Origin of the sequence: Streptomyces sp. NPDC060205, from assembly GCF_042728395.1 — a bacterium.
Taxonomy (GTDB): Bacteria; Actinomycetota; Actinomycetes; order Streptomycetales; family Streptomycetaceae; genus Streptomyces.
The window spans coordinates 17,871-42,110 of the sequence record NZ_JBHWZP010000048.1; the positions used below are offsets into that span (position 1 = coordinate 17,871).

The 24,240-nt window shown below is 71.3% G+C and carries 23 protein-coding genes; 11 read left to right on the forward strand and 12 right to left on the reverse strand.

What is annotated here, in order from left to right; all coding sequences use genetic code 11:
* Positions 1–176: 176 nt before the first annotated feature.
* Positions 177–1,448: an Ig-like domain-containing protein gene (locus ACFWGJ_RS11725; protein ID WP_387322788.1), complete on the reverse strand. Its 1,272-nt coding sequence runs from the start codon at positions 1,446–1,448 to the stop codon at positions 177–179.
* Positions 1,449–1,659: 211 nt separating this feature from the next.
* Positions 1,660–2,001, reverse strand: a complete 342-nt coding sequence (locus ACFWGJ_RS11730; RefSeq protein ID WP_387322789.1) for a hypothetical protein — start codon at positions 1,999–2,001, stop codon at positions 1,660–1,662.
* 110 nt (positions 2,002–2,111) lie between these two features.
* Here ACFWGJ_RS11730 and ACFWGJ_RS11735 point away from each other — a divergent pair, with 110 nt between their 5' ends.
* Positions 2,112–2,468, forward strand: a complete 357-nt coding sequence (locus ACFWGJ_RS11735) for an LAETG motif-containing sortase-dependent surface protein (RefSeq protein ID WP_387322790.1) — start codon at positions 2,112–2,114, stop codon at positions 2,466–2,468.
* 91 nt (positions 2,469–2,559) lie between these two features.
* On the opposite strand, the gene ACFWGJ_RS11740 is transcribed toward ACFWGJ_RS11735, so the two are convergent.
* The 4 genes from ACFWGJ_RS11740 to ACFWGJ_RS11755 form a co-directional block, all read right to left on the reverse strand.
* Complete coding sequence (locus ACFWGJ_RS11740; protein ID WP_387322792.1) at positions 2,560–4,182, reverse strand: DEAD/DEAH box helicase; 1,623 nt, start codon at positions 4,180–4,182, stop codon at positions 2,560–2,562.
* A gap of 138 nt (positions 4,183–4,320) precedes the next feature.
* Positions 4,321–4,524 carry a cold-shock protein gene (locus ACFWGJ_RS11745; RefSeq protein ID WP_003969786.1) on the reverse strand — a complete coding sequence of 68 codons (204 nt, stop codon included), beginning with the start codon at positions 4,522–4,524 and terminating at the stop codon, positions 4,321–4,323.
* Between the two features lie 191 nt (positions 4,525–4,715).
* Positions 4,716–6,254: a histidine ammonia-lyase gene (gene hutH, locus ACFWGJ_RS11750; protein WP_387322817.1), complete on the reverse strand. Its 1,539-nt coding sequence runs from the start codon at positions 6,252–6,254 to the stop codon at positions 4,716–4,718.
* Positions 6,255–6,417: 163 nt separating this feature from the next.
* A complete protein-coding gene (locus ACFWGJ_RS11755) occupies positions 6,418–7,560 on the reverse strand; it encodes a diguanylate cyclase domain-containing protein (RefSeq protein ID WP_387322793.1) in 1,143 nt (380 codons plus the stop codon).
* A gap of 125 nt (positions 7,561–7,685) precedes the next feature.
* On the opposite strand from ACFWGJ_RS11755, the gene ACFWGJ_RS11760 reads away from it, so the two are divergent.
* Both ACFWGJ_RS11760 and ACFWGJ_RS11765 read left to right on the forward strand, forming a co-directional pair.
* A complete protein-coding gene (locus ACFWGJ_RS11760) occupies positions 7,686–8,558 on the forward strand; it encodes an enoyl-CoA hydratase/isomerase family protein (RefSeq protein WP_387322795.1) in 873 nt (290 codons plus the stop codon).
* A 266-nt stretch (positions 8,559–8,824) separates the two neighbouring features.
* On the forward strand, positions 8,825–9,412 hold the full coding sequence (locus ACFWGJ_RS11765) for a hypothetical protein (RefSeq protein ID WP_387322797.1): 588 nt from the start codon (positions 8,825–8,827) through the stop codon (positions 9,410–9,412).
* A gap of 13 nt (positions 9,413–9,425) precedes the next feature.
* Here the strand turns inward: ACFWGJ_RS11765 and ACFWGJ_RS11770 are convergent, their stop codons facing one another.
* A complete protein-coding gene (locus tag ACFWGJ_RS11770; protein ID WP_387322799.1) occupies positions 9,426–10,751 on the reverse strand; it encodes an adenylate/guanylate cyclase domain-containing protein in 1,326 nt (441 codons plus the stop codon).
* 326 nt (positions 10,752–11,077) lie between these two features.
* On the reverse strand, positions 11,078–11,995 hold the full coding sequence (locus ACFWGJ_RS11775) for a biotin--[acetyl-CoA-carboxylase] ligase (RefSeq protein WP_387322801.1): 918 nt from the start codon (positions 11,993–11,995) through the stop codon (positions 11,078–11,080).
* A 154-nt stretch (positions 11,996–12,149) separates the two neighbouring features.
* On the opposite strand from ACFWGJ_RS11775, the gene ACFWGJ_RS11780 reads away from it, so the two are divergent.
* Complete coding sequence (locus ACFWGJ_RS11780; RefSeq protein WP_387322802.1) at positions 12,150–13,748, forward strand: acyl-CoA carboxylase subunit beta; 1,599 nt, start codon at positions 12,150–12,152, stop codon at positions 13,746–13,748.
* A 35-nt stretch (positions 13,749–13,783) separates the two neighbouring features.
* A complete protein-coding gene (locus tag ACFWGJ_RS11785) occupies positions 13,784–13,993 on the forward strand; it encodes an acyl-CoA carboxylase epsilon subunit (RefSeq protein WP_387322804.1) in 210 nt (69 codons plus the stop codon).
* Positions 13,994–14,067: 74 nt separating this feature from the next.
* Here the strand turns inward: ACFWGJ_RS11785 and ACFWGJ_RS11790 are convergent, their stop codons facing one another.
* Entirely contained in the window at positions 14,068–15,207 is a 1,140-nt protein-coding gene (locus ACFWGJ_RS11790; RefSeq protein ID WP_387322805.1) for an SGNH/GDSL hydrolase family protein, read from the reverse strand.
* 170 nt (positions 15,208–15,377) lie between these two features.
* On the opposite strand from ACFWGJ_RS11790, the gene mmpB reads away from it, so the two are divergent.
* Both mmpB and ACFWGJ_RS11800 read left to right on the forward strand, forming a co-directional pair.
* Positions 15,378–15,506, forward strand: a complete 129-nt coding sequence (gene mmpB / locus ACFWGJ_RS11795; RefSeq protein ID WP_107020342.1) for a morphogenic membrane protein MmpB — start codon at positions 15,378–15,380, stop codon at positions 15,504–15,506.
* Between the two features lie 66 nt (positions 15,507–15,572).
* Positions 15,573–16,193, forward strand: coding sequence for a nucleoside triphosphate pyrophosphatase (locus ACFWGJ_RS11800; RefSeq protein ID WP_387322807.1), 621 nt, complete (start codon positions 15,573–15,575; stop codon positions 16,191–16,193).
* Positions 16,194–16,318: 125 nt separating this feature from the next.
* Here ACFWGJ_RS11800 and ACFWGJ_RS11805 read toward each other — a convergent pair whose 3' ends face one another.
* Positions 16,319–16,852: a hypothetical protein gene (locus ACFWGJ_RS11805; RefSeq protein WP_387322809.1), complete on the reverse strand. Its 534-nt coding sequence runs from the start codon at positions 16,850–16,852 to the stop codon at positions 16,319–16,321.
* Positions 16,853–17,224: 372 nt separating this feature from the next.
* Here ACFWGJ_RS11805 and ACFWGJ_RS11810 point away from each other — a divergent pair, with 372 nt between their 5' ends.
* Complete coding sequence (locus ACFWGJ_RS11810; protein WP_387322810.1) at positions 17,225–18,997, forward strand: acetyl/propionyl/methylcrotonyl-CoA carboxylase subunit alpha; 1,773 nt, start codon at positions 17,225–17,227, stop codon at positions 18,995–18,997.
* Positions 18,998–19,304: 307 nt separating this feature from the next.
* On the forward strand, positions 19,305–19,871 hold the full coding sequence (locus tag ACFWGJ_RS11815; protein WP_387322811.1) for a TetR/AcrR family transcriptional regulator: 567 nt from the start codon (positions 19,305–19,307) through the stop codon (positions 19,869–19,871).
* An 84-nt stretch (positions 19,872–19,955) separates the two neighbouring features.
* On the opposite strand, the gene ACFWGJ_RS11820 is transcribed toward ACFWGJ_RS11815, so the two are convergent.
* Positions 19,956–20,918 carry a DeoR/GlpR family DNA-binding transcription regulator gene (locus tag ACFWGJ_RS11820; RefSeq protein WP_107020346.1) on the reverse strand — a complete coding sequence of 321 codons (963 nt, stop codon included), beginning with the start codon at positions 20,916–20,918 and terminating at the stop codon, positions 19,956–19,958.
* 247 nt (positions 20,919–21,165) lie between these two features.
* A complete protein-coding gene (locus tag ACFWGJ_RS11825; RefSeq protein ID WP_387322813.1) occupies positions 21,166–22,614 on the reverse strand; it encodes an NAD(P)H-quinone dehydrogenase in 1,449 nt (482 codons plus the stop codon).
* A 140-nt stretch (positions 22,615–22,754) separates the two neighbouring features.
* On the opposite strand from ACFWGJ_RS11825, the gene ACFWGJ_RS11830 reads away from it, so the two are divergent.
* Entirely contained in the window at positions 22,755–23,192 is a 438-nt protein-coding gene (locus tag ACFWGJ_RS11830; RefSeq protein WP_381833037.1) for a gamma-glutamylcyclotransferase, read from the forward strand.
* Between the two features lie 123 nt (positions 23,193–23,315).
* Complete coding sequence (locus ACFWGJ_RS11835; RefSeq protein ID WP_381833034.1) at positions 23,316–24,140, forward strand: purine-nucleoside phosphorylase; 825 nt, start codon at positions 23,316–23,318, stop codon at positions 24,138–24,140.
* Positions 24,141–24,240: the final 100 nt, after the last annotated feature.

The following is a 24,240-nucleotide window of genomic DNA, read 5'->3' on the forward strand; positions in this document are numbered from 1 at the left end:
GACGGCGTGTGATGGCGGGATAAGCCCCGCATAAGAGAAGGATGAGAAGGCTGTGCAGAACCCCGGAAAGGCCCCCCAGCGGGCTGTGCGGGCCCCGGGAAGGCTGTGAAAACGCCGGGGGCGGCTGCTCATGATGAGCAACCGCCCCCGGGACGAAAGGTGTTCGGGCCGAAGGATCAGACGGCCGAACCGGCCTTCCACGCCGCCCAGTCCAGGTTCCAGCCGTTGAGGCCGTTGTCCGGAGCGACGGTCTTGTCACCGGTGTTCCGCACGTCCACGACGTCACCGACGATCGAGTGGCTGAAGAACCAACCGCCCGGGGTGTTCGGGTCGTTGGCGCCCTTGGTGTCCGACAGGCCCACGCAGCCGTGGCTGGTGTTGACGCTGCCGAAGATGGACTTGGCGCCCCAGTAGTTGCCGTGGATGAACGTGCCGGAGTTCGACAGACGCATCGCGTTCGGTACGTCCTTGATGTCGTACTCGCCCTTGCCGTCGTCGTCCGTGAAGCCCACGGTCGCGCCGTTCATCCGGGTCTCCTTGAACTTCTCGGAGATCACCATCTGGCCCTGGTACGTCTTGTTCTCCGGCGAGCCGGCCGAGATCGGGATGGTCCGGATCGTCTTGCCGTCCTGCGTGACCTTCATCGTCTTCGTCTTGGCGTCGACGATCGAGACCTGGTTGCGGCCGATCTTGAAGGTGACCGTCTTCTGCTGCACGCCGTACACGCCGTCGGCGCCCTCGACACCGTCGAGGTTCAGCTTCAGCGTGACGGTCGAGTTGCCCTTCCAGTACTCCTCGGGGCGGAAGTCCAGGCGGTTCGCGTTGAACCAGTGCCCGACGACCTCCTGGCCGCTGGTCGAGGAGACGGTGATGCCCTTCTGGACGTCCGCCTTGTTCGTGATCGCCTTGTCGAAGTTGATCGAGACCGGCATGCCGACGCCGACGGTGGAACCGTCCTCGGGCGTGAAGTTGCCGATGAAGCTGTTGGCCGGGGAGACCGTCGTGAACGACGCGTTCTCGTGGGCGGCGCGGCCGTCCGCGTCCTTGGCCGTCGCGGCGATCTTGTAGGCGGTGGCGCGCTCCAGCTGACCGCTGGGCTTCCAGCTCTTCTTGTCGGCGGATATCTCGCCCTCGACGGCGGCACCGGCCGACGTCTTCATGGTCACGTCGCTCAGTGTGCCCTTGGTCACAGTGACCGCGGCGGCGTTGTTGATGGAGGCGTTGTCGGAGCCGTCCTTGGGCGTGATCTTGATCTGGGCCTCGGACGTCTTCTTCGCCGCGGCCTCGTCGACCTTCGACTGCGAGGAGCCGTCCCCTTCGTCGTCGCCCTTGGGGTTGTCGCCGCCCCCTCCGCTGCACGCAGAGAGCATCAGCACCCCACCGAGCAGTGCGGACGCGACCGTCAGGCCCTTGCGCCGCTTACTGTCCGTCATCACACGCTTCTCCATCGTTGCCGAATCCCCTGAACCACGAGAGTCCCCGTAACACCCATCAACGCTACGACCGGTTCGTCCCGTTCCACATCCGTCACGGGTGTGGGGCACGCCACGTCGATCCACAGGGATACGCCTGGTGCGGGTGTCGGTCACTGCGTCCCCTGAGACGACAGAACCCCGGGCGGCGGTTGCCGCCCGGGGTCATGAATTCTCCCGAGCGGTGTCAGCCGGTCGCTTCTTTCTCGTCCGAGGCGTCATCATCCTCGTCCAGGTCCCAATCCGGCGAATCGGGGTCGTAGTCGATGTGCTCGCTGCTCCAGGAGGCCTGCGCGAGTTCGACCCCGGGCAGGTCCGCGACCAGGTCGAACGGGTCGACGAGGTACGCGAGGGCCTCGGCCGTGTTGTGCGTCACGGTGCTCTCGGCGTGGGCCCGCTCGTCGGCCGGGATCTCGGCGTCCTCGGCCATGCGGCCCAGCGCCGCCTTGGTCAGCGCGTTCTCGTCGTCGACCTCGACGACCAATTCGACGTGCAACCGCACAAAACGTGATGTCTCAGGTGTGCTCATACATCGGAGCGTACGGCTCTTGGCCACCGTGACTTTCCCGTGACCCGCACCTTTCACTAACATCGCCCCACACGGCCAATTCGCCAGCGTCACAAGGGGATCGATATTCCGTGTCCGCACGTCGATCGTTGCTGACCGCCACCGCCGCGGGGACCCTCCTGGGTGCCCTGTGGTTCGTTCCGTCCGCCAATGCGACGGACGACAAGCCGGCGGAGCACAGCACACGGACAACGACCACGACGGTGGTCCGCACCGCGGCGCACACCTCCACGGACACGTCCGCGGAGACCGCCACCGAGGAAACCGGTACGACCGACGACACGACCACGGAGGAGACGCGGACCCGCCTGGCCGACACGGGAAGCTTCGACACGACCCCGTACGTGGCGGGCGGCACGCTGTTCCTGGCCCTGGGGGCGGGGTTCGTCGTGTACTCGGTGCGCAGGGAGCGCATGGCGGAGTACTGAGCCCCGCAAGGGGCGCGGGGAACTGCGCGGCCGGCCACTACGTACGCGCAGCCGCCGCACAACACTTCCCCCCGAGCTCTCAGGCGGAGCCTCAGGCGGACCGACGCCCACCCTGCTGTCCACCGCGCGTACGCGACGCTGCGGCACCCCCGCGCCCACGCGAGGCCGCCGCCCCGGCGCCGGACCCGCTGCGAGCCCCGCCGCCACCGGCCCGCGTACCGGAGGACCGAGTACCGGCGGCAGCCGCGCCGCGGCCACCCCCGCCACCACCCCGCCGCGCCCGCGACTTCCCCTGCGCAGGCTGGGCGACCGCGGGCTCCGGCACGGGAATGACGACGGGTACGCCCGAAGGCTCCCGCGCCCCGGTGATCCGGACCAGTTCCTCGTCGCTGGACCTGACGCGGGCCGTGTGCGGATTGATCCCCGCGTTGGCCATCAGCTGCGTCATGTCGCGCTTCTGCTCGGGCAGGACCAGCGTGACGACACTGCCGGACTCGCCCGCGCGGGCGGTACGGCCGCCGCGGTGCAGGTAGTCCTTGTGGTCGGTCGGCGGGTCGACGTTCACGACGAGATCGAGGTCGTCGACGTGGATGCCGCGCGCCGCCACGTTGGTCGCGACGAGGGCGGTCACCAGACCGTTCTTGAACTGGTCGAGCGTGCGGGTGCGCTGCGGCTGCGAGCGTCCGCCGTGCAGGGCGGAGGCGCGTACGCCGCTCGCGAGCAGCCGCTTGGTGAAGCGGTCGGCCGAGCGCTTGGTGTCGACGAAGAGGATCACGCGCCCGTCGCGGGCGGCGATCCGCATCGCGACGGCCTTCTTGTCGGTCTCGTCGGCGACGTGCAGCACGTGGTGCTCCATCGTCGTCACCGCGCCCGCGGAGGGGTCGACGGAGTGCACGACGGGGTCCGTGAGGTACATCCGCACGAGCCGGTCGATGTTCTTGTCCAGGGTCGCCGAGAACAGCATGCGCTGGCCGTCCGGCTCGACCTGGTTGAGGAGACCGATGACCTGCGGCATGAAGCCCATGTCGGCCATCTGGTCGGCCTCGTCGAGGACGGTGATCGACACCTGTGCGAGGGTGCAGTCGCCCCGGTCTATCAGGTCCTTCAGGCGTCCCGGCGTGGCGACGAGCACTTCGGCACCGCGCCGCAGCAGGGCGGACTGCTTGCCGATGGAGAGCCCGCCGACGACGGTCGCCAGGCGCAGGTTCACGGCCGTGGCGTACGGCGTGAGCGCGTCGGTGACCTGCTGCGCGAGTTCGCGTGTGGGCACCAGGACGAGCGCGAGCGGCGCCTTGGGCTCGGCGCGGCGGCCCGCGGTGCGGGCGAGCAGCGCGAGGCCGAAGGCGAGGGTCTTGCCCGAGCCGGTGCGGCCCCGGCCGAGGATGTCGCGCCCGGCGAGGGAGTTGGGCAGGGTGGCGCCCTGGATCGGGAAGGGGTCGGTGACACCCTGGGCGCTGAGGGTCTTGCTGAGCGCGGCCGGCATGTCCAGCGCGTCGAAGGACTCGACGGAGGGCAGCGCGGGCGTGAGCGTCTGCGGCAGGGTGAACTCGCGCGGCGGGGCGGCCTGCGCGAGGGGCTTCTTGCGTACGTTTCTGCCGCCGCCGTTCGCGGGGGCCGCCTGGCCTGCGCCGCGTGTGCCACGAGAGCCGCGGGAACCCCGGGAATTCGCCGGCCGCCCGCCGGCGGTTCGTTCAGGACGTTCGGATCGAGTCATGCTGGATCGGGAATTCCTTCCTGGGCCGCACGGATTTCCGTGCTCACGGTTTCCCGTGCTCAAGGACACACGGACAGCACAAGCCGGGACCCGCACCCGAAGGTGCGGGCCCCGGCTCGCGTGATGCGCGTCCCGGAATTAGGCGGGAACGATGTTCTCCGCCTGCGGGCCCTTCTGGCCCTGCGTGACGTCGAAGGAGACCTTCTGGCCCTCCTGCAGCTCACGGAAGCCAGAGGTGGCGATGTTGGAGTAGTGGGCGAAGACGTCGGCGCCGCCGCCGTCCTGCTCGATGAAGCCGAAGCCCTTTTCGCTGTTGAACCACTTCACGGTGCCAGTAGCCATGTCATTTCTCCTTGGATAGGTGTGGCTCCCATCCGGAAATGACCGGAAAAACAAAACGCGCCTGAGAGAGAATCCTTTCAGGCGCACAAGTTAATGGGTACCAAAAACGTTTCGCTATGAACCCTAGCACATGAAGTGGCGGGGCTGCCGTGACGCACGCGACAGCCCCGCCCCGCCGATCGGGAATTCCGTCAGGACAGCGGGCCGGTCACCGGTTCCACGGCCGCGACCAGGCCTCCGGAGCGTACGAACGCGTCCGCGGCGGCGAGGTCCGGGGCGAGGAAACGATCCGCCCCGGGGCCCGCCACGCCGGCGGCCCGGACGGCGGCGATGGCGGCCTGCGAGGCCGGCGCGGGTGTGAGTCCGGCGCGCAGCTCGACGGCGCGCGTGGCCGCGTACAGCTCGATGGCGATGATCCGGGTCAGGTTGTCGACGGCCGTGCGGAGCTTGCGGGCGGCCGACCAGCCCATCGAGACGTGGTCCTCCTGCATCGCGGAGGACGGGATGGAGTCGGCGGAGGCCGGTACGGCGAGCCGCTTCATCTCGCTGACCAGGGCGGCCTGCGTGTACTGCGCGATCATCAGGCCGGAGTCGACGCCGGCGTCGTCCGCGAGGAACGGCGGCAGCCCGTGCGAGCGGTTCTTGTCGAGGAGCCGGTCGGTACGGCGCTCCGCGATGGAGCCGAGGTCGGCCGCGACGACGGCGAGGAAGTCCAGCACGTACGCGACCGGGGCGCCGTGGAAGTTGCCGTTCGACTCGACGCGCCCGTCGGGCAGCACAACCGGGTTGTCGACGGCGGACGCCAGCTCGCGGTCGGCGACCAGCCGGGCGTGGGCCAGCGTGTCGCGCCCGGCGCCGGCGACCTGCGGGGCACAGCGCACGGAGTACGCGTCCTGCACGCGCGGCGCGTCGTCCTGGTGATGGCCGGTCAGTTCCGAACCCTTCAGCACGGCCAGCATGTTGGCGGCGCTGGCGCTCTGGCCGGGGTGCGGCCGGATGGCGTGCAGTTCGGGCGCGAGAACCTTGTCGGTCCCGAGGAGCGCCTCCAGACTGAGGGCGGCCGTGATGTCGGCGGACTTGTAGAGGGTGTCGAGGTCGGCGAGGGCCATGATCAGCATGCCGAGCATGCCGTCGGTGCCGTTGAGGAGGGCCAGCCCCTCCTTCTCGCGCAGTTCGACGGGTTCGATGCCGTGCTCGGCGAGCAGTTCACCGGCGGGGCGGACCACACCGTCAGGCCCCTCGGCGTCCCCTTCGCCCATCAGGGTCAGGGCGCAGTGGGAGAGCGGGGCGAGGTCGCCGGAGCAGCCGAGCGAGCCGAACTCGTGGACGACCGGGGTGATCCCGGCGTTGAGGACGTCGGCCATGGTCTGCGCGACGGACGGGCGCACCCCGGTCCGGCCGGAGCAGACGGTCTTCAGCCGCAGGAACATCAGGGCCCGGACGACCTCGCGCTCGACGCGCGGCCCCATGCCGGCGGCGTGCGAGCGCACGATGTTGCGCTGCAGCTGCGCCCGCAGCTCCGGGCTGATGTGCCGGGTCGCGAGGGCTCCGAAGCCGGTGGAGACGCCGTAGACGGGCTCGGGTTTGGCGGCCAGGGCCTCGACGATCTCGCGAGCCGCGGCGAGTGCCGCCACCGCCTCGCCGGAGAGCTCGACGCGGGCGCCGCCGCGCGCCACGGCCAGCACGTCGGACGCGGTGACCCCGCTCGTCCCCACCACCACAGAGTGCATATCCATATTCAGGAGCGTACGCAGTGAATGCAGTGATGTCACTAGTGGATACGGGGTTGGGTCCTTACCTCTGCGTCACACCGAGGCCTCGCTCGGAAGCCTTGCACCGAGGCCTCACACCGAAGCCCTGCACCGAGGCCTCGCACCGAGGCTCGCGCGCTGCCTACCGCCGTCCGCGAAACCGCCGCCGTTCGGCCGCCGCGGGCGGGGGCGCGTCGGCGAGGCGTACGACGGGATCGTCGGGGCCCTCACGCCCGGCGACGACGGGCTTCGTGGCGCGTACGGCCTTGGCCCGGTACTGGGCCGCGTCGGCGAGGCGGAAGAGGCGGCGGGCCGAGCGGACGGGCCCGAGGGGGTCCCCGGTCGAGGCGATCCCGCACGCCACCCCCTCCCCCAGCTCCAGCTCACCGGCCCGGCGGCACAGCTCCTCGCCGACCCGGACCACCTCGTCGGCGGCGGGGCCCACCGCGACCAGGCAGAACTCGTCACCGCCGAGACGGGCCGCGAGCGTGCCGGGCAGCATCGCGCCGCACAGCGAGAGCACCGACCCGAAGCGTTCGAGGAGCCGGTCGCCGACGGCGTGCCCCCGGGTGTCGTTGACGCGCTTGAGTCCGTTGAGATCACACACCACCAGGCTGACGACCACTCCCTGCGCGCGATGGCACTCGATGGCCTCGTCCAGGCGCACGTCCACGGCCCGGCGGTTGGCGAGCCCGGTCAGCGCGTCGGTGAAGGCGAGCCGCCGTGCCTCTTCGAGCCGTTCGGTCTGCGCGATCCCGGCGGCGACCACGGAGGCGAGGACGGTCGCGAAGTCGGCGTCGGCACGGCCGAAGACGGGCTCACCGGCCGACCGGGCGACATACAGCTCACCCCAGGCGCGCCCGTGCAGCACGATCGGCGCGACGACACAGCAGCCGCGCCCGCGCCGCCGCAGCGCGGCCACTCTCTGATGGCAGTACTCGGCGCCCCCGGCGGCCGGACCGTCCGCCGTCTCGACCCAGGCGTTGGGCTCGCCGCCGCCGACCCAGCGCTCGTGCAGGAACTCGGTGATCTCGGGGAACTGATGGACGGGGTACGTCTCCGACTCCGGGAACTCCTCCTCGTCCGGGACCCGCTCCCCCGTGTTCACCAGGACCCGCAGCCGCCCCAGCTGCCGCTCCCACACGGACAGCGCGGCGAAGCTCCCGCCCAGCGCCAGGCGGGCCCCGTCCGCCGCCGCGCGCCACGACTCACGCGGGGCGTGCGCGGCGGCCATGCCCTGGGCCAGCGCCACCACGGCCCTCAGTCGCACATCGTCACCACCCATTACCCTAGGTTAGGTAGGTTTGTACGACTATGAGAGGTCGACGCGGCGAACAGGGGTTCCCTCCGGGACGGCCCGCTGGGATGATCGACCCGGAAGTTAACCCACGTTAACCGGGGAGCGGCGACATGACGGAGCAGGACAGCGGGGCCGACCGGGCGGACCAGGTGGACCAGGTGGACCAGGTGGATCAGGCCGTCCCGGACTCGGCGCGACGGTTCGGGGAGTACGTGGCGGTGCGGCGCCCCGCCCCGTACGTCGCGGAACTCTCCCTGGACCGGCCCAAGGCCATGAACGCCGTGTCGTCCGGGATGGCCCGCTCGATCGCCGCGGCCTGCGAGGCGCTGGCCGCCGACCGGGACGTACGCGTGGTGGTGCTGACCTCGACGCACGAGCGGGCGTTCTGCGTCGGCGCCGACCTCAAGGAGCGCAACTCCCTCACGGACGCCGAGCTGGTCCGCCAGCGGCCGGTCGCGCGGGCGGCGTACACCGGGGTGCTGGAGCTTCCGATGCCGACGGTGGCCGCCGTGCACGGTTTCGCGCTGGGCGGCGGTTTCGAACTGGCCCTGGCCTGCGACCTGATCGTGGCGGACGGCACGGCCGTCGTGGGCCTGCCCGAGGTGTCGGTCGGCGTCATCCCCGGCGGCGGCGGTACGCAGCTGCTGCCGCGCCGGGTGGGCGCCGCGCGGGCCGCCGAGCTGATCTTCTCCGCTCGGCGGGTGGAGGCGGTGGAGGCGCGGGAGCTGGGGCTGGTCGACGTGCTGGTCGGGGACGGTCAGGACCGGGCGGAGGCGGTTGCGCTGGCCGCGCGGATCGCCGGGAACTCGCCCGTGGGGCTTCGGGCCGCCAAGCGGGCGTTGCGGCTCGGGCACGGGCTCGATCTCCGGGCCGGGCTGGAGATCGAGGACGCGGCGTGGCGGTCGGTCGCGTTCTCGGGGGACCGGGCGGAGGGGGTTGCGGCGTTCAACGAGAAGCGCCGCCCGGAGTGGCCCGGGGAGTAGTTTCCTCGCCCCCGCCGCCCCTACCCGTTCCCGTCACTGACTCGGGGGCGCTGCCCCCGAACCCCCGCTCCTCAAACGCCGGAGAGGCTACCCACCAGCCCGTCCGGCGTTTGAGGACAAAGGGGGCGAGGGGGCGAAGCCCCCATACGTGGACGGGAACGGGTAGGGGCGGCGGGGGCGGAAAACCCCGTTCGAGTGACGTGTCGCCGCATACCGCCCGCACCCCCACCCCCGTGCATAACCTGCCCACCGGGGGAGGGATCAGCATGACGCACACGCCCACGCACACCGCACCGCAGACGGACCCGACGGCCACAGCGGCAGCACCCCGCGGTCGCCACCGCAAACCCCGCCCCCACCGCACCCTCCTCACGGTCAGCGGCCTCGCCCTGGCCGCAGGCGCGCTCGGCATGCTGCGCCTGGCGGTCCCCACCCCCTCGCATGCGGGTGGCGAACGCGTGGAGGCCACGGACCTGGACCCCAGCGCGTCCACCGTCCCCGAGGTACCGCGAACCGGACCGGCGACGACCGCCGCCTCCCCCTCCGCCACACCGTCGGAACAGGCACGAGAAGCGGCACGAGAGGCGGCACGCACGAACCCACCGACCCCCACGGCCCCGGGCCGGACACCGGCAGGGACCACGGCCCCGACGGCCGTCCACCCCGCGCCCGCGCCCACCCGCTCCGTCCCGGTCACCGTGCCCGTCAAGCCACCCCCCGCACGGGAGTCGGCACGGCAGCCGGCACCCCACACACCGCCCGCCACCGAGCCCTCGGCACCGACCCGGCCGCCGCGCCCGCCGGACGCCGTCTGCGTACCGATCGTGGGCCTGTGCATCGACGGCGGCCCGTAGGAGCGGCGAGCCCTCAGCCCCGTCGGCTCATCAGCCACGGCTCGACCACGCCGAGGCCACGGACCGCCCGCTGCCACATCGGCTGGAGCCCGAAGCGGTACGCAGGCGGCTCCTCGCCCTCCTTCTCCGCGGCGACGGCCTCCTCGACGGCCACGGCCTCGGAGGCGGGCGCGTCGCCGGTGCGGATCAGCTCCTCCGCGAAGGCCCCGTCGACCAGGACCGCGTCCTTGGGAGCTATCGACGTCAGCCGGGAGGCGAGGTTCACGGTCGTACCGAACACGTCGCCCATGCGCGTGGTGACCGTGCCGAACGCGATGCCCACGCGCAGCTCCGGCATCGTCTCGTCGTTGGCCATCGTCTCGATGAGGCGCAGCGCGATCTCGGCGGCGACCCCGGCGTCGTCGGCCGCGTACAGCACCTCGTCGCCCAGGGTCTTGATGAGCCGTCCTCCGTGGGCGGCGACGAGGTCGGCGGCGGTGGTCTCGAAGGCCTCGACGAGTTCGCCGAGTTCCTCCTCCTCCATGCGCCGGGTCAGGCGGGTGAAGCCGACGAGGTCCGCGAAGCCGACGGCCAGGCGCCGGTCGACCATCTCCTCGTCGTCCGCGGCCTGCACGACCCGCCCGGTCGCGGCGGCGAGCTGGCGCCGCCAGACGTAGATCAGGAACTCCTCCAGCTCGGGCAGCAGCAGCTCGATCAGGGGGTACGTGACCTCGGTGCGCGTCATGCCCGGCTCGGGCGGCTCGGTGAGGCCCTCAAGGAACGAGTCGATCTGCCACTCGGCCAGCCGGGCCGTGGTCTGGCCGGTGGAACGGGCCACCTGCACCGCCATCGCCTCGCTGAGCAGCCCCGCCTCGACGAGACCGGCCAGCCGCCGCAGCGCCAGGACGTCCGCCTCGGTCAGCGCCTTGGCCTGGCCGATGTCGGCGAAGCCCATGGCCCGCCAGAAACGGGAGGCCAGCTCCATGGAGACACCCGCGCTGCGGGCCGCCTGGAAGGGGGTGTAGCGGCGCTCGGCGCCGAGGATGAGCTGTTCGAGCCGGAGCGCGAGCGGATCGTCGTCGGACTCGGCGCCGGGCTGGTCGGTCCGGCCGCCCTGCCCGCCCGTCCGGCTGTTCTGCACGTCGGTGCGGCTGTCCCGCACGTCCGCCCGGCCGTTGTGCACGTCGGTCCGGCCGTCCTGCGCGTCCACTGGGTCCTGTTCCTCTTCCTCCACGCGCGCGTGGAGCTCGGCGCGGTCGACCCGCGCGGCCGCCGTGTCGGCGACAGACCCGGCGGCACGCCCGGGCTCCCCGTCGGAGGCGGGGTCACCCGTGCCCGAACCGCTGTCGTCGACCGTCACGCCTGCTGCCCTTCCGATCTGCCGCGGTCAGGTATCGACCGGCCTCAACTCTACGGCAGGTGTGCTGTGGCTCACTCCCGACTGCCGAGGCCGGACGGCCCATGACCCACTCCGTCCCCGTACGTCCGGCGGCCCGCTCCGGCCCGCTCCCTGTCGTACGGCCCGGCCGCGCCCCTTGCTCATCACCAGCACGAACGGACGCGCGACACGGCGAACACACGGAACGCCCCGCGTACCCCGCTGGACGCGCCCGTCACACGTGCCCCCGCAGATCCCGCCGAGCGCACCGGCCACACGTCCCCCGGGAATCCCGCTGGACGCGCCCGTCACTCACTCCCCGGCGACCCCGCCGGGCGCAGGTGCACGATGTCTCCGGCGCCCACCGGCTGCTGCACGCCCTCCGCGGTGGCCAGCACCAGTCGTCCGTCGCCGTCGAGGGCGACCGCCTCGCCGGTGATCGACTTGTCCCCGGGCAGTTCGGCCCGTACCGCACGGCCGAGGGTCGCGCAGCCGGCGGCGTAGGTGTCCTGGAGGCCGGACGCGGCCGGGTCGCCCCCCACACTCCGCCACTTCTCGAACCACTGTTCCAGCGAGCGGAGGACCGTCCGCAGGATGGTGTCCCGGTCGGTGGTCGCCGCGCCCGCGAGGGCGAGCGATCCGGCGCCCGGCACGGGCAGCTCGTCGGCCCGCAGCGTGACGTTGATGCCGATGCCGACGACGACCGCGTCGGCCCCGGCGCGTTCGGCGAGGATGCCGCCGACCTTGCGTTCCTGGCCCTCGACCGTCACCAGCAGGTCGTTGGGCCACTTCAGCGCCGTGTCCACGCCGGCCGACCGCGAGAGCCCCGTCGCCATCGCGACCCCGGCGAGCAGCGGCAGCCAGCCCCACCGTTCGACGGGGACCCCGGTGGGCTTCAGCAGCACGGAGAAGAAGAGGCCCGAGCGGGCGGGCGCCGTCCACTGCCGGTCCAGGCGTCCCCGTCCGGCGTCCTGCTCCTCGGCGATCAGGACCGTGCCCTCCGCGGCCTTGCCGTCCACGGCGAGGGCGACGAGGTCGGAGTTGGTGGAGCCGGTACGGGCGACCACCCGGACGTCGGACCAGAGCCCGCCGCGCCCTCCGTCACGTCCCTCGTCGCGCACGAGCGCGCGGCGCAGCGCCGTGGCGTTGAGCGGCGGACGGTCCAGGTCGGACCATGGATTGCGGTGCGCGTCGCTGTTCGCGTCTGAGTCATCTCGCGGCGTCATGCAACCCACCCTAGGTGTGGTAAACGCCGCACTGCCGAACGGTAGGCACGCCACTACGCTACGGATGAGTAGCCAATCCCCCATCTGAGCCCAACCCCCCTTCTGAGCACCTCACCCTCACGTCCCCACTGAGCAGGCAGGGAGCCGCATCCCGATGTCCGAGCCGGAACAGCAGCAAGAGATCGACATCCACACCACCGCGGGCAAGCTCGCGGACCTGCGGCGCCGCATCGACGAGGCGACGCACGCCGGCTCGGCACGCGCCGTCGAAAAGCAGCACGCCAAGGGCAAGTTGACGGCCCGTGAGCGGATCGAGCTGCTGATGGACGAGGACTCCTTCGTCGAGTTCGACGAGTTCGCCCAGCACCGCTCCACGGACTTCGGCCTGGAGAACAACCGTCCGTACGGGGACGGCGTGGTGACCGGGTACGGCACGGTGGACGGCCGTCCGGTCGCCGTGTTCTCGCAGGACTTCACGGTCTTCGGCGGCGCCCTCGGCGAGGTCTTCGGCCAGAAGATCATGAAGGCGATGGACTTCGCGCTGAAGACCGGCTGTCCGGTCATCGGCATCAACGACTCCGGCGGCGCCCGCATCCAGGAGGGTGTGGCGGCGCTCGGCATGTACGGCGAGATCTTCCGCCGCAACACGCACGCCTCGGGTGTGATCCCGCAGATCAGCCTGGTCGTCGGCCCGTGCGCGGGCGGCGCGGTCTACTCCCCCGCCATCACCGACTTCACGGTGATGGTCGACCAGACCTCGCACATGTTCATCACCGGCCCTGACGTCATCAAGACGGTCACCGGCGAGGACGTCGGCTTCGAGGAGCTGGGCGGCGCGCGCACGCACAACGCGGTCTCGGGCGTGGCCCATCACATGGCGGGCGACGAGAAGGACGCGATCGAGTACGTCAAGTCGCTGCTGTCCTACCTGCCGTCGAACAACCTGAGCGAGCCGCCCGCCTTCCCCGAGGAGGCGGACCTGACGACGACGGACGAGGACCGCGAGCTCGACACGCTGATCCCGGACAGCGCGAACCAGCCGTACGACATGCACACGGTGATCGAACACGTCCTGGACGACGCCGAGTTCTTCGAGACGCAGCCGCTGTTCGCGCCGAACATCCTCACCGGCTTCGGCCGCGTGGAGGGCCGGCCGGTGGGCATCGTGGCCAATCAGCCGATGCAGTTCGCGGGCTGCCTGGACATCGACGCGAGCGAGAAGGCGGCCCGCTTCGTGCGCACCTGCGACGCCTTCAACGTCCCCGTCCTCACCTTCGTGGACGTCCCCGGCTTCCTCCCGGGCGTCGACCAGGAGCACACGGGCATCATCCGCCGGGGCGCCAAACTGATCTACGCGTACGCCGAGGCCACCGTCCCGCTGATCACGGTGATCACCCGCAAGGCCTTCGGCGGCGCGTACGACGTCATGGGCTCCAAGCATCTGGGCGCGGACCTCAACCTCGCCTGGCCGACCGCCCAGATCGCCGTGATGGGCGCGCAGGGCGCGGTCAACATCCTGCACCGCCGCGCCATCGCGGCCACCCCCGCCGAGGAGCAGGAAGCGACCCGGGCCCGCCTGATCCAGGAGTACGAGGACACGCTCCTCAACCCCTACACGGCGGCCGAGCGCGGCTACATCGACGCGGTGGTCCTGCCCTCCGACACCCGCGCCCACGTCGTACGCGGTCTGCGGGCGCTGCGCACCAAGCGGGAGTCCCTGCCGCCGAAGAAGCACGGCAACATCCCCCTGTAGCCAGTACGCCGGTCGTCGAGAACGGGAGCGGTCTCATGAACATCAAGGTCGTACGGGGCAACCCGACCCCCGAGGAGCTGGCCGCCGCACTGGCAGTGGTCAGAGCACGCGCCGCGGCGGCGGAGACACCCCCGCCCGGCGCGGCGGAGAACCGGGACGCGTGGTCCGACCCGTCCCGAGTAGCACGAACCCGCCTACCGTCCCCGGGCCCACAGTCCTGGGCCCACACCTTCTGGCCCGCCTGACGGGTCCCCGATGGGGGCGCAGCCCCCTCTTGGGGGCGCGGGGAACTGCGCGACCAGCCACGACGCACCCGCAGTCAAAGAAGCACCCCCACGGCTTCGGCCATCACCTCGTACCCGAGATCATTCGGGTGCAGGTGATCGCCGAAGTCGTAAACACCCCGCAGCCGTTCGGACGCGACGGGATCGGCGAGCGCCCGATGGAGATCGACCACGCCGTCGTACTCCCCCGAGCAACGAACCCATTCGTTGAACTCGTGACTCACCTTCGCGGCCCGCTCCCCCCAGTGATCGGACCCCCCGAAGGGCAACAGCGTCGCCCCCACCACCCGCACCCCCCGACCCCGCACCTGCCGTATCAACTCCCGGTGCCCCGCGATGAGTTCATCCACCTCGACACGCGGCGCGGGCCAATACGTGGGCTCCGCCGCCCCCTCGCTGAACCCGATGTCGTTGAGCCCGAGCAGCACCACGAGGGTGTCGACGCCGGCCAGGGAGAGCACGTCCCGCTCCAGCCGGTGGACGCCCTTCTCCCCGTACCAGGCGGAGTCGTTGAGCAGCAGGTTCCCGCCGATGCCGGCGTTGAGCACGGGCCGTCCGGTGCGTGCGGCGAGGGCGTCGGACCATCTGCGGTTCGCGCCCGGCGTGGACCCGAACCCGTCGGTGATCGAGTCGCCGAAGAGCGCCACGCCGTCCGTGCGCGCTGCTGAGACGTCGACCGCGGTCAGGAAGTACCAGGACTCGGTGGTCTCGTCGAAGCCCGCGCCCCCGGTGTCCGCCAGGAGGTCGCCCGCGCCCCGGTAGCTGGTCGCGAAGGCCTGCGCGTGGAAGGTGGCGGGCCCGGTGACGGCGTCGAGGTGCAGGGTGACGGTCACGGACTCCCCGGCCGCCACGGCCAGCCCGGCCGCGTCCCCGATGATCTTCCCGCGCGCCGGGATCTCGACGGACGCGGCCCCGCCGAAGGTGAGCCGCACGGGCTCGGCCCGCACGGCGGCACCGGCTCCGGCACCGGTGGCCGTACGGGCGAGGGTCGCGCCCGCGATCCGCAGCGGCGAGGTCCCGTACGCGTTCGACAGACGGATGCGGACGCGGTCGCCGCCGGCGGACAGGCGGACTACCTGCCGCAGGGACTGGCGCCAGAAGCCCTCCTGCGACCAGTTGGGGGTGAAGCCGGTGCTGGGCGACTGCGGAGAAGCGGTCCAGGCGGTGGTGAACACAGCGGTTCCCTCCAGTTCCTCAGGGGACTCCCTAATGGGAATACAGTCCCTTTAGTGGTGCCGGGAACGGTAGCAGGAGGTGACCATCTAATGGAACCAGCGACCCTTTTACTCAAGATGAGTACGCGTACTCAGGCGTCCGGAGCCGTGCCGGAGTCACGATCGGAGACATGCTGTGGTCCGACCCGGAGAACGAGCCGCCGAAGGAGCTGCGCGACATGCAGGACATGTTGCGGCGGCTCGGCGTCCTCATGGCACTGGCCGTGGTGTTCGCGATGATCATCCTCGGCCTCATGTGAGACCGGCCCGACCGGGAGTCCGGCCTCCGGCGAATCCGGCCGGCCGGGTCTCGCTACGCTGACCGCATGACTGATCAGCCACGCCGCAGGCTCGTTCTCGCCTCCCAGTCCCCCGCCCGGCTCGGACTGCTGCGGCAGGCCGGACTCGACCCCGAGGTCATCGTCAGCGGGGTCGACGAGGACGCCGTGACCGCTCCGACCCCCGCCGAACTGGCGCTCGCGCTCGCCGAGGCGAAGGCGTCCGTGGTCGCGGCCCGGCCCGAGGTCGCCGGCGCCCTGGTGATCGGCTGCGACTCGGTGCTCGAACTGGACGGCGTGGCGTACGGCAAGCCGGCCGACGCCGAGGAGGCGACCGCGCGCTGGAAGTCGATGCGCGGCCGGGCAGGCATCCTGCAGACCGGCCACTGCGTGTGGGACACGCAGTCCGGCCGTCACACCTCGGGCGTGGCGTCCACCGTGGTCCGCTTCGGCGAGCCGACCGACGCCGAGATCGCCGCGTACGTCGCCTCGGGCGAACCGCTGCACGTCGCCGGGGCGTTCACGCTGGACGGGCGTTCGGCCCCGTTCGTCGACGGCATCGACGGCGACCACGGCAACGTCATCGGACTCTCGTTGCCGCTGCTGCGCCGCCTGCTGGCGAAACTGGGCGTCGGCATCACCGACTTGTGGACCCCGCGCGAGAAGTAGGGCCCACCGGGCCGGGTCAGGGGCGGTAGGCCCACCGGGCCGGGCCGCGGACGGTGCAGCCGACGGGCTCCGGGCGACGGGCCGCAGGAGACGGAGTTCAGGAGACTGGGTTCAGGGGAGTGGCTTCAGGAGACGGAAGGCGCCGGGGGCGGAGGCAGCACACCGTCCCCGGTACCACCGGCGCTCCCCGGGCCGCCGGGGCTCCCCGGACCGGCGCCGGGCCCCGCGTCCGGCCCCGCATCCGGCTTCGCTTCGGACCTCGTGGCCTCCAGACGGTCGTACGTCATGAAGATGAGCACGATCAGTCCGAGCACGACCATCGTGAAGGCGAACGCGCCCCAGCCCACCAGGCCGACCGCGAACGCGCCGAGCAGGGCGTGCACCACCGCCGCGCTGATCAGCAGGATGCGGCCGAGGCCCGCGGGCGCGCGGTCGCGCAGGCCGACGCGCAGCGCGGTGAAGCCGCAGAGCGCGAAGTAGAGGCCGAAGACGAGCCCGGCGACCTTCGACGACGTGGACATCACGTCCGGGTCGAGCCCTGCCAGCGACATGTCCTGCCGGTCGACGACGACCCCCATGAACCAGTTGACCCACGCGATGCCCACCGCCTCCACGAAGAGCACGATCGCAGTCACGAATGCCACCGGTCTGCGGACCACCGGCCCCCACCCACTTTCGACTTCCGCCCGAGCAGGGCCGTGTTACCTCAAGTATCCGTACGCCAGCGAGCACGCTACTAACGAGTAAACCCAGGGACAAGGGATCTGCGGAGGGCAAAGAATCGTTGGGCCATTCGTAGGGTCTCCACAAAGAAACCGAGTGGCGCGCAGCACGGACTCACAGAGACCTTGGCCACACCGGAGAGCTAGTGTTCAAGGTAAGCCCCCTGCGTACCGAGGTAGGGCAAGGGAATTCGCGGGCGAGCAGGCCTTGTATCACGCTCCGTGTGGGCAAGCTCACCATCGGGGACGGGTCGAAACGACGTGTCGGCAGTCCCTAAACTCGGCTTGTTTCAAGGAGAGGGAGCCAACGTGCGCAAGGTGTTGATCGCCAACCGTGGCGAAATCGCTGTTCGTGTCGCCCGGGCGTGCCGAGACGCCGGCATCGCGAGCGTGGCGGTGTACGCCGAGCCGGACCGGGACGCCCTGCATGTGCGGGCCGCGGACGAGGCGTTCGCGCTGGGCGGTGACACCCCCGCGAGCAGTTACCTCGACATCGCCAAGGTGCTGCAGGCCGCCAAGGACTCCGGGGCGGACGCGATCCATCCCGGATACGGCTTCCTCTCGGAGAACGCCGAGTTCGCCCAGGCCGTCCTGGACGCGGGCCTGACCTGGATCGGCCCGCCGCCGCAGGCGATCCGCGATCTCGGTGACAAGGTCGCGGCCCGGCACATCGCGCAGCGCGCGGGCGCCCCGCTGGTCGCCGGTACGCCGGACCCGGTGCCCGGCGCGGACGAGGTCGTCGCCTTCGCCCGGGAGCACGGTCTGCCCATCGCGATCAAGGCGGCCTTCGGCGGTGGCGGCCGTGGTCTGAAGGTGGCCCGCACCCTCGAAGAGATCCCCGAGCTGTTCGACTCCGCGGTGCGCGAGGCCGTCGCCGCCTTCGGCCGCGGCGAGTGCTTCGTGGAGCGCTACCTCGACAAGCCCCGGCACGTGGAGACCCAGTGCCTGGCCGACACCCACGGCAACGTGGTGGTCGTCTCCACCCGTGACTGCTCCCTGCAGCGCCGCCACCAGAAGCTCGTCGAGGAGGCGCCCGCGCCGTTCCTCTCCGACGCCCAGGTGGCCGAGCTGTACTCGTCCTCCAAGGCGATCCTCAAGGAGGCCGGGTACGTCGGCGCCGGCACCGTCGAGTTCCTGGTCGGCGCGGACGGCACGATCTCCTTCCTGGAGGTCAACACCCGGCTGCAGGTCGAGCACCCGGTCACCGAGGAGGTCTCCGGCATCGACCTGGTCCGGGAGATGTTCCGGATCGCCGACGGCGAGGAACTGGGGTACGACGACCCGCCGCTGCGCGGCCATTCCTTCGAGTTCCGCATCAACGGCGAGGACCCGGGCCGCGGCTTCCTGCCCGCCCCCGGCACGGTGACCACCTTCGCCCCGCCGTCGGGCCCCGGTGTGCGCCTGGACGCGGGCGTGGAGTCCGGCTCGGTCATCGGCCCGGCCTGGGACTCGCTGCTCGCCAAGCTGATCGTCACCGGCGCCACCCGCGAGCAGGCCCTGCAGCGGGCCGCGCGCGCCCTGGAGGAGTTCACCGTGGAGGGCATGGCCACGGCCATCCCCTTCCACCGCACGGTGGTCGCCGACCCCGCCTTCGCGCCGGAGCTGACCGGCTCCGCCGACCCGTTCACGGTCCACACCCGCTGGATCGAGACCGAGTTCGTCAACGAGATCCCGGCCTTCACCGCTCCCGCGGACGCCGACACGGAGGACGAGCCGGGCCGTGAGACGGTCGTCGTCGAGGTCGGCGGCAAGCGCCTCGAAGTCTCCCTGCCGGTCTCGCTGGGCATGTCCCTGGCCCGTACGGGACTCGCGGCGGGCGCCAAGCCCAAGCGGCGCGCGGCCAAGAAGTCCGGCCCGGCCGCCTCCGGCGACACCCTCGCCTCGCCCATGCAGGGCACCATCGTGAAGGTGGCCGTCGAGGAGGGCCAGGAGGTCAAGGAGGGCGACCTGATCGTGGTCCTGGAGGCCATGAAGATGGAACAGCCCCTGAACGCCCACCGCTCGGGCACCATCAAGGCCCTCGCGGCAGAGGTGGGCGCGTCCCTCACCTCGGGCGCGGTCATCTGCGAAATCAAGGACTGACACCAGCCGCCACGTCGGACGGGATGCGCCTCAGAAGGCGCACCCCGTCCGACGCTGTTTTCAGACGCGCGGCGAACTGCACAACCAGCCGGCGCTTTTCAGGGGCGCGGGGAACTGCGCGGGCAACCCCCACCGGCCCGCAGACACAACACACCCGCAGCACCCCGTGCCTTCAGGGGCGCGGGGAACTGCGCGACCAGCCACACACGACCCGCAGCACCCAGCCGGTGGTCATGGGCAGACGGATAGGGTTCGAGGGCGGCCACCGTCCCCGCCCGAAGGACCGAGGAGAGGGTAGGTAGGACACATGGCCAACCCCCCGGCAGGGATGCGCGCCGACGCCCGCAGAAACCACGCCCGCCTGGTCACAGAGGCAAGAGCCACGTTCGCCCAGAACGGCGCCGACGCCTCCCTGGAGGACGTCGCGAAACGCGCGGGCGTAGGCATCGGCACCCTCTACCGCCACTTCCCCAACCGCCACGCCCTGCTGAACGCCGTCTTCGCGGACGCGGTGAGCGACCTGCTGACCCGCTCCCGCGAACTGCTCGACGCCCCGAACCCGTGCACGGCGCTCGTGGAATGGCTGCGCGCCGTCATCACCCATGCGAGTGAGTACCGCGGACTGTCACGCGCACTCATGTCGGCCTCGCACGACGACGCGTCGGCGCTCGCGCAGTGCAGCGGCCCGATGCGCGAGGCGGGCAGCGCCCTCCTGACGCGCGCGCAGCAGGCAGGCTCCGTACGCACCGGTGTCGCCATCGGTGATCTGCTTCAGCTGACCAACGCGATCGCGCTGGCCGCCGAAGAGAGTCCGGGCGACCCGGAGTTGGCCGACCGCCTGCTGGCGCTGACGCTGCGGGGCCTCAAGGCCTGACGCCGCGCACACCGAACGTAACCACCGGCGCGGCGCGTTCCGACGTACGGACTGGACCGCCGTCCGTCAGCCACAACCCTGTTGTCAGCGTCTGCGCATGTCGGCGACCCGCGCCCGCTCGCTCTGGGCCTGGTCGCCCAGCACCGCCGCGGCGCTGCGCAACTGCGGTCCCGCTCCGGGCACCTGACCGCGTCGGGGGCCGGGCAGCGGCACGTCCCGGCGTGGCGGCTGGCGCCCCGCCGGGACCGTATCGCCGCCCGAACCACCCGCTCCCGCCACCGCGATCTGTACGCCCTGGTCGGCCAGGGCCTGCAGTTCGGTGGCCGCACGGTCGTCCTGGGCCGGTGGCTCGTCCGTGACCAGGCGGGTGATCACATCGGTCGGCACCGTCTGGAACATCGTGTCGGCGCCGAGCTTGGTGTGATCGGCCAGGACGACGACCTCGGCGGCCGCCTGGACGAGCGCGCGGTCGACCGAGGCCGACAGCATGTTGGAGGTGGACAGCCCGCGTTCGGCGGTGAGCCCGCTTCCCGACAGGAAGGCCCGGGAGACCCGCAGCCCCTGGAGGGACTGTTCGGCCCCGCTGCCCACCAGGGCGTAGTTGGAACCGCGCAGGGTGCCGCCGGTCATCACGACTTCCACGCGGTTGGCATGGGCCAGCGCCTGGGCCACCAGCAGGGAATTGGTGACGACGGTCAGCCCCGGCACCCGCGCGAGCCGGCGAGCCAGCTCCTGCGTGGTGGTTCCCGCTCCCACCACAATGGCCTCGCCCTCTTCGACGAGACCCGCGGCGAGGTCGGCGATGGCCGTCTTCTCGGCGGTCGCGAGATGAGATTTCTGCGGAAAGCCGGACTCCCGCGTGAACCCGCCCGGCAATACCGCACCGCCATGCCGGCGGTCGAGGAGTCCTTCTGCCTCCAGTGCGCGCACGTCCCGCCGTACGGTCACTTCGGAGGTCTGGACGACGCGGGCGAGCTCACGGAGCGACACGGCTCCATTTGCTCGCACCATTTCGAGGATCAATTGACGACGTTCTGCAGCGAACACGAAACTGACAGTAACCCCAACGACCGTCTGCTTTCAGCAGTTTGCGCCGAATAACAGAAGTTGTTCGCATGGCAGTACCCGGAGTGGTATACGCGCCTAATCCGGGCGCCTATGCCGCACGAATGGTCGACGACTCCCCGTGACCAGAGGGACGGCCGATCCGCGTGACCAGCGAAAAACCGCTCGGGGCACCGCTTTCGCTGCCGCGCCGGCCGGGCTCGCGGGCCCCGGCGCCGACCGTCGGTGCTCAGCCCTCGCCCGTGGACTTCCGGGTGTGGAGCTGACGGGCCACCTCGGCGATCGAGCCCGACAGGGACGGATAGACGGTGAAGGCCTTCGCGATCTGCTCGACGGTCAGGTTGTTGTCGACCGCCAGCGAGATCGGGTGGATGAGCTCCGAGGCGCGCGGCGCGACGACCACACCGCCGACGACGATCCCGGTGCCCGGACGGCAGAAGATCTTCACGAAGCCGTCCCGGATGCCCTGCATCTTGGCGCGCGGATTGCGCAGCAGGGGCAGCTTCACGACCCGGGCGTCGATGACGCCGCCGTCGACGTCCGACTGCGAGTAGCCGACGGTGGCGATCTCGGGGTCGGTGAAGACGTTCGACGAGACCGTCTTCAGGTTGAGCGGCGCGACCGCGTCGCCGAGGAAGTGGTACATCGCGATACGGCCCTGCATGGCGGCCACGGAGGCGAGCGCGAAGATCCCGGTGACGTCACCGGCCGCGTACACGCCGGGGGCCGTGGTCCTGGAGACCTTGTCCGTCCAGATGTGCCCGGACTCCTGGACCTTGACCCCGGCCTCCTCCAGGCCCATGCCGTGGCTGTTGGGGATGGCGCCGACGGCCATCAGACAGTGCGAGCCGGTGATGACACGGCCGTCGGCGAGCGTCACCTCGACCCGGTCGCCCACCCGCTTGGCGGAGGCGGCGCGCGAGCGGGCCATGACGTTCATGCCGCGCCGGCGGAAGACGTCTTCCAGGACGGCCGCCGCGTCCGGGTCCTCGCCCGGCAGCACGCGGTCGCGGCTGGAGACGAGCGTGACCCGGGAGCCGAGGGCCTGGTAGGCGCCGGCGAACTCGGCGCCGGTGACACCGGAGCCGACCACGATGAGCTCCTCGGGGAGCTCGTCGAGGTCGTAGACCTGCGTCCAGTTCAGGATGCGCTCGCCGTCGGGCTGCGCGTCGGCCAGCTCGCGGGGGTGCCCGCCGGTGGCGATGAGGACGGCGTCGGCGACGAGCGTCTCCTCGCTGCCGTCCGCGGCCCGGACGACGACCTTGCGGGAGCCGTCCAGGGCCTGCATGCCCTCCAGCCGGCCGCGACCGCGCAGCACCCGCGCCCCGGCGCGCGTCACGGAGGCCGTGATGTCGTGGGACTGGGCGAGCGCGAGGCGCTTCACCCGGCGGTTGACCTTGCCGAGGTCCACGCCGACGACGCGCGCGGGCTGGTCGATGTGCGGGGTGTCGTCGGCGACGATGATCCCCAGTTCCTCGTACGAGGAGTCGAAGGTGGTCATCACCTCGGCCGTCGCGATGAGGGTCTTGGACGGCACGCAGTCGGTGAGCACCGACGCACCGCCCAGGCCGTCGCAGTCGACGACGGTCACCTCCGCGCCGAGCTGCGCGGCCACCAGGGCCGCTTCGTATCCGCCGGGTCCGCCGCCAATGATCACGATCCGAGTCACGTACTCCATTGTCCCGCACGCTTCAAGGTGCTTCCGCACGGGGGCGCTGTCCGGGTGTCGCGGACGGGCGATCGGGGTGGCACGGGTGTGCGATACGGGGCTGCGGTTACGGGCGAGTCACATGGGTTCGCTGCCGTACCCTCGGTCCCATGTCGCTCTACGCCGCGTACGCCGGCAATCTCGACCCGCGGCTCATGACGCGCCGCGCACCCCATTCGCCGCTGCGCGCCACGGGGTGGCTCAACGGCTGGCGGCTGACGTTCGGCGGCGAGCACATGGGCTGGGAGGGCGCGCTGGCGACGATCGTCGAGGCCCCGCGCTCGCAGGTCTTCGTCGCCCTGTACGACATCGCTCCCCCGGACGAGGAGTCCCTGGACCGCTGGGAGGGTGTCGGCCTCGACGTCTACCGGCGGATGCGCGTACGGATCCACACACTGGAGGGCGAGGAGTCGGCGTGGCTGTACGTCCTCAACGGTTACGAGGGCGGGCTCCCCTCGGCCCGCTACCTCGGCGAGCTGGCCGACGCGGCGGAGTCGGCGGGCGCCCCGCACGACTATGTGATGGAGCTGCGCAAGCGCCCCTGCTGACCCGCGGGACGCCTCCCGGAACACGCCGTCGCCGGGATTCGTGGGAAACAACAAGACAACGATCGCAAACCCGTGACCATCAACATCTACGCGCGTAGGCCGCGAGCGGCTACCCTCATGCGCGTGAACGCATCTCTTCTTCCGGACGACATCCAGGGCGACCCCTACGCCGCCGCCGACGCCGCCGCCGCGCGCCTGCGGGAACTCTCGGGCGCCGAGACCCACGACGTCGCCCTCGTGATGGGCTCCGGCTGGGCCCCGGCCGTGGACGCCCTCGGCGATCCCGAAGCCGAGTTCCAGGTCACCGAGCTGCCCGGCTTCCCGCCGCCGGCGGTCGAGGGGCACGGCGGCACGGTCCGCTCGTACCGGATCGGCGACAAGCGCGCGCTCGTCTTTCTGGGCCGCACCCACTACTACGAGGGCCGCGGGGTCGCCGCCGTCGCGCACGGCGTCCGGACGGCCGTGGCCGCCGGCTGCAAGACCATCGTGCTGACCAACGGCTGCGGTGGTCTGCGCGAGGGCATGCGGCCCGGGCAGCCGGTCCTCATCAGCGACCACATCAACCTCACCGCGACGTCCCCGATCGTCGGCGCGAACTTCGTCGACCTGACGGATCTGTACTCGCCGCGGCTGCGCGCGCTGTGCAAGGAGATCGACCCGACGCTCGAAGAGGGCGTGTACGCGCAGTTCCCCGGCCCGCACTACGAGACTCCGGCGGAGATCCGGATGGCCCGGGTGATCGGGGCGGACCTGGTGGGCATGTCGACCACGCTCGAAGCGATCGCCGCGCGGGAGGCGGGGGCGGAGGTGCTCGGCATCTCGCTCGTCACCAACCTCGCCGCGGGGATGACGGGCGAGCCGCTGAACCACGAGGAGGTGCTCCAGGCGGGCCGGGACTCGGCCACGCACATGGGAGCGCTCCTCACCCAGGTCCTGGACCGTCTTTAGTCCTTCGCCCCCGCCGCCCCTACCCGTTCCCGTCAACGACTCGGGGGCCAGCCCCCGAACCCCCGCTCCTCAAACGCCGGAGAGGCTAACTACTAGCCCG

Excerpts from the sequence above, each read along its gene's own strand:
- ACFWGJ_RS11730 (WP_387322789.1), bottom strand. The coding sequence starts at position 2,001 with ATGAGCACACCTGAGACATCACGTTTTGTGCGGTTGCACGTCGAATTG.
- ACFWGJ_RS11755 (WP_387322793.1), bottom strand. The coding sequence starts at position 7,560 with ATGGGTGGTGACGATGTGCGACTGAGGGCCGTGGTGGCGCTGGCCCAG.
- mmpB (WP_107020342.1), top strand. The coding sequence starts at position 15,378 with ATGCTGTGGTCCGACCCGGAGAACGAGCCGCCGAAGGAGCTGCGCGAC.
- ACFWGJ_RS11825 (WP_387322813.1), bottom strand. The coding sequence starts at position 22,614 with ATGGAGTACGTGACTCGGATCGTGATCATTGGCGGCGGACCCGGCGGA.
- ACFWGJ_RS11775 (WP_387322801.1), bottom strand. The coding sequence starts at position 11,995 with ATGACGCCGCGAGATGACTCAGACGCGAACAGCGACGCGCACCGCAAT.
- ACFWGJ_RS11765 (WP_387322797.1), top strand. The coding sequence starts at position 8,825 with ATGACGCACACGCCCACGCACACCGCACCGCAGACGGACCCGACGGCC.
- ACFWGJ_RS11815 (WP_387322811.1), top strand. The coding sequence starts at position 19,305 with ATGGCCAACCCCCCGGCAGGGATGCGCGCCGACGCCCGCAGAAACCAC.
- ACFWGJ_RS11830 (WP_381833037.1), top strand. The coding sequence starts at position 22,755 with ATGTCGCTCTACGCCGCGTACGCCGGCAATCTCGACCCGCGGCTCATG.
- ACFWGJ_RS11800 (WP_387322807.1), top strand. The coding sequence starts at position 15,573 with ATGACTGATCAGCCACGCCGCAGGCTCGTTCTCGCCTCCCAGTCCCCC.
- ACFWGJ_RS11785 (WP_387322804.1), top strand. The coding sequence starts at position 13,784 with ATGAACATCAAGGTCGTACGGGGCAACCCGACCCCCGAGGAGCTGGCC.
- ACFWGJ_RS11740 (WP_387322792.1), bottom strand. The coding sequence starts at position 4,182 with ATGACTCGATCCGAACGTCCTGAACGAACCGCCGGCGGGCGGCCGGCG.
- ACFWGJ_RS11760 (WP_387322795.1), top strand. The coding sequence starts at position 7,686 with ATGACGGAGCAGGACAGCGGGGCCGACCGGGCGGACCAGGTGGACCAG.
- ACFWGJ_RS11725 (WP_387322788.1), bottom strand. The coding sequence starts at position 1,448 with ATGGAGAAGCGTGTGATGACGGACAGTAAGCGGCGCAAGGGCCTGACG.
- ACFWGJ_RS11745 (WP_003969786.1), bottom strand. The coding sequence starts at position 4,524 with ATGGCTACTGGCACCGTGAAGTGGTTCAACAGCGAAAAGGGCTTCGGC.
- hutH (WP_387322817.1), bottom strand. The coding sequence starts at position 6,254 with ATGCACTCTGTGGTGGTGGGGACGAGCGGGGTCACCGCGTCCGACGTG.
- ACFWGJ_RS11780 (WP_387322802.1), top strand. The coding sequence starts at position 12,150 with ATGTCCGAGCCGGAACAGCAGCAAGAGATCGACATCCACACCACCGCG.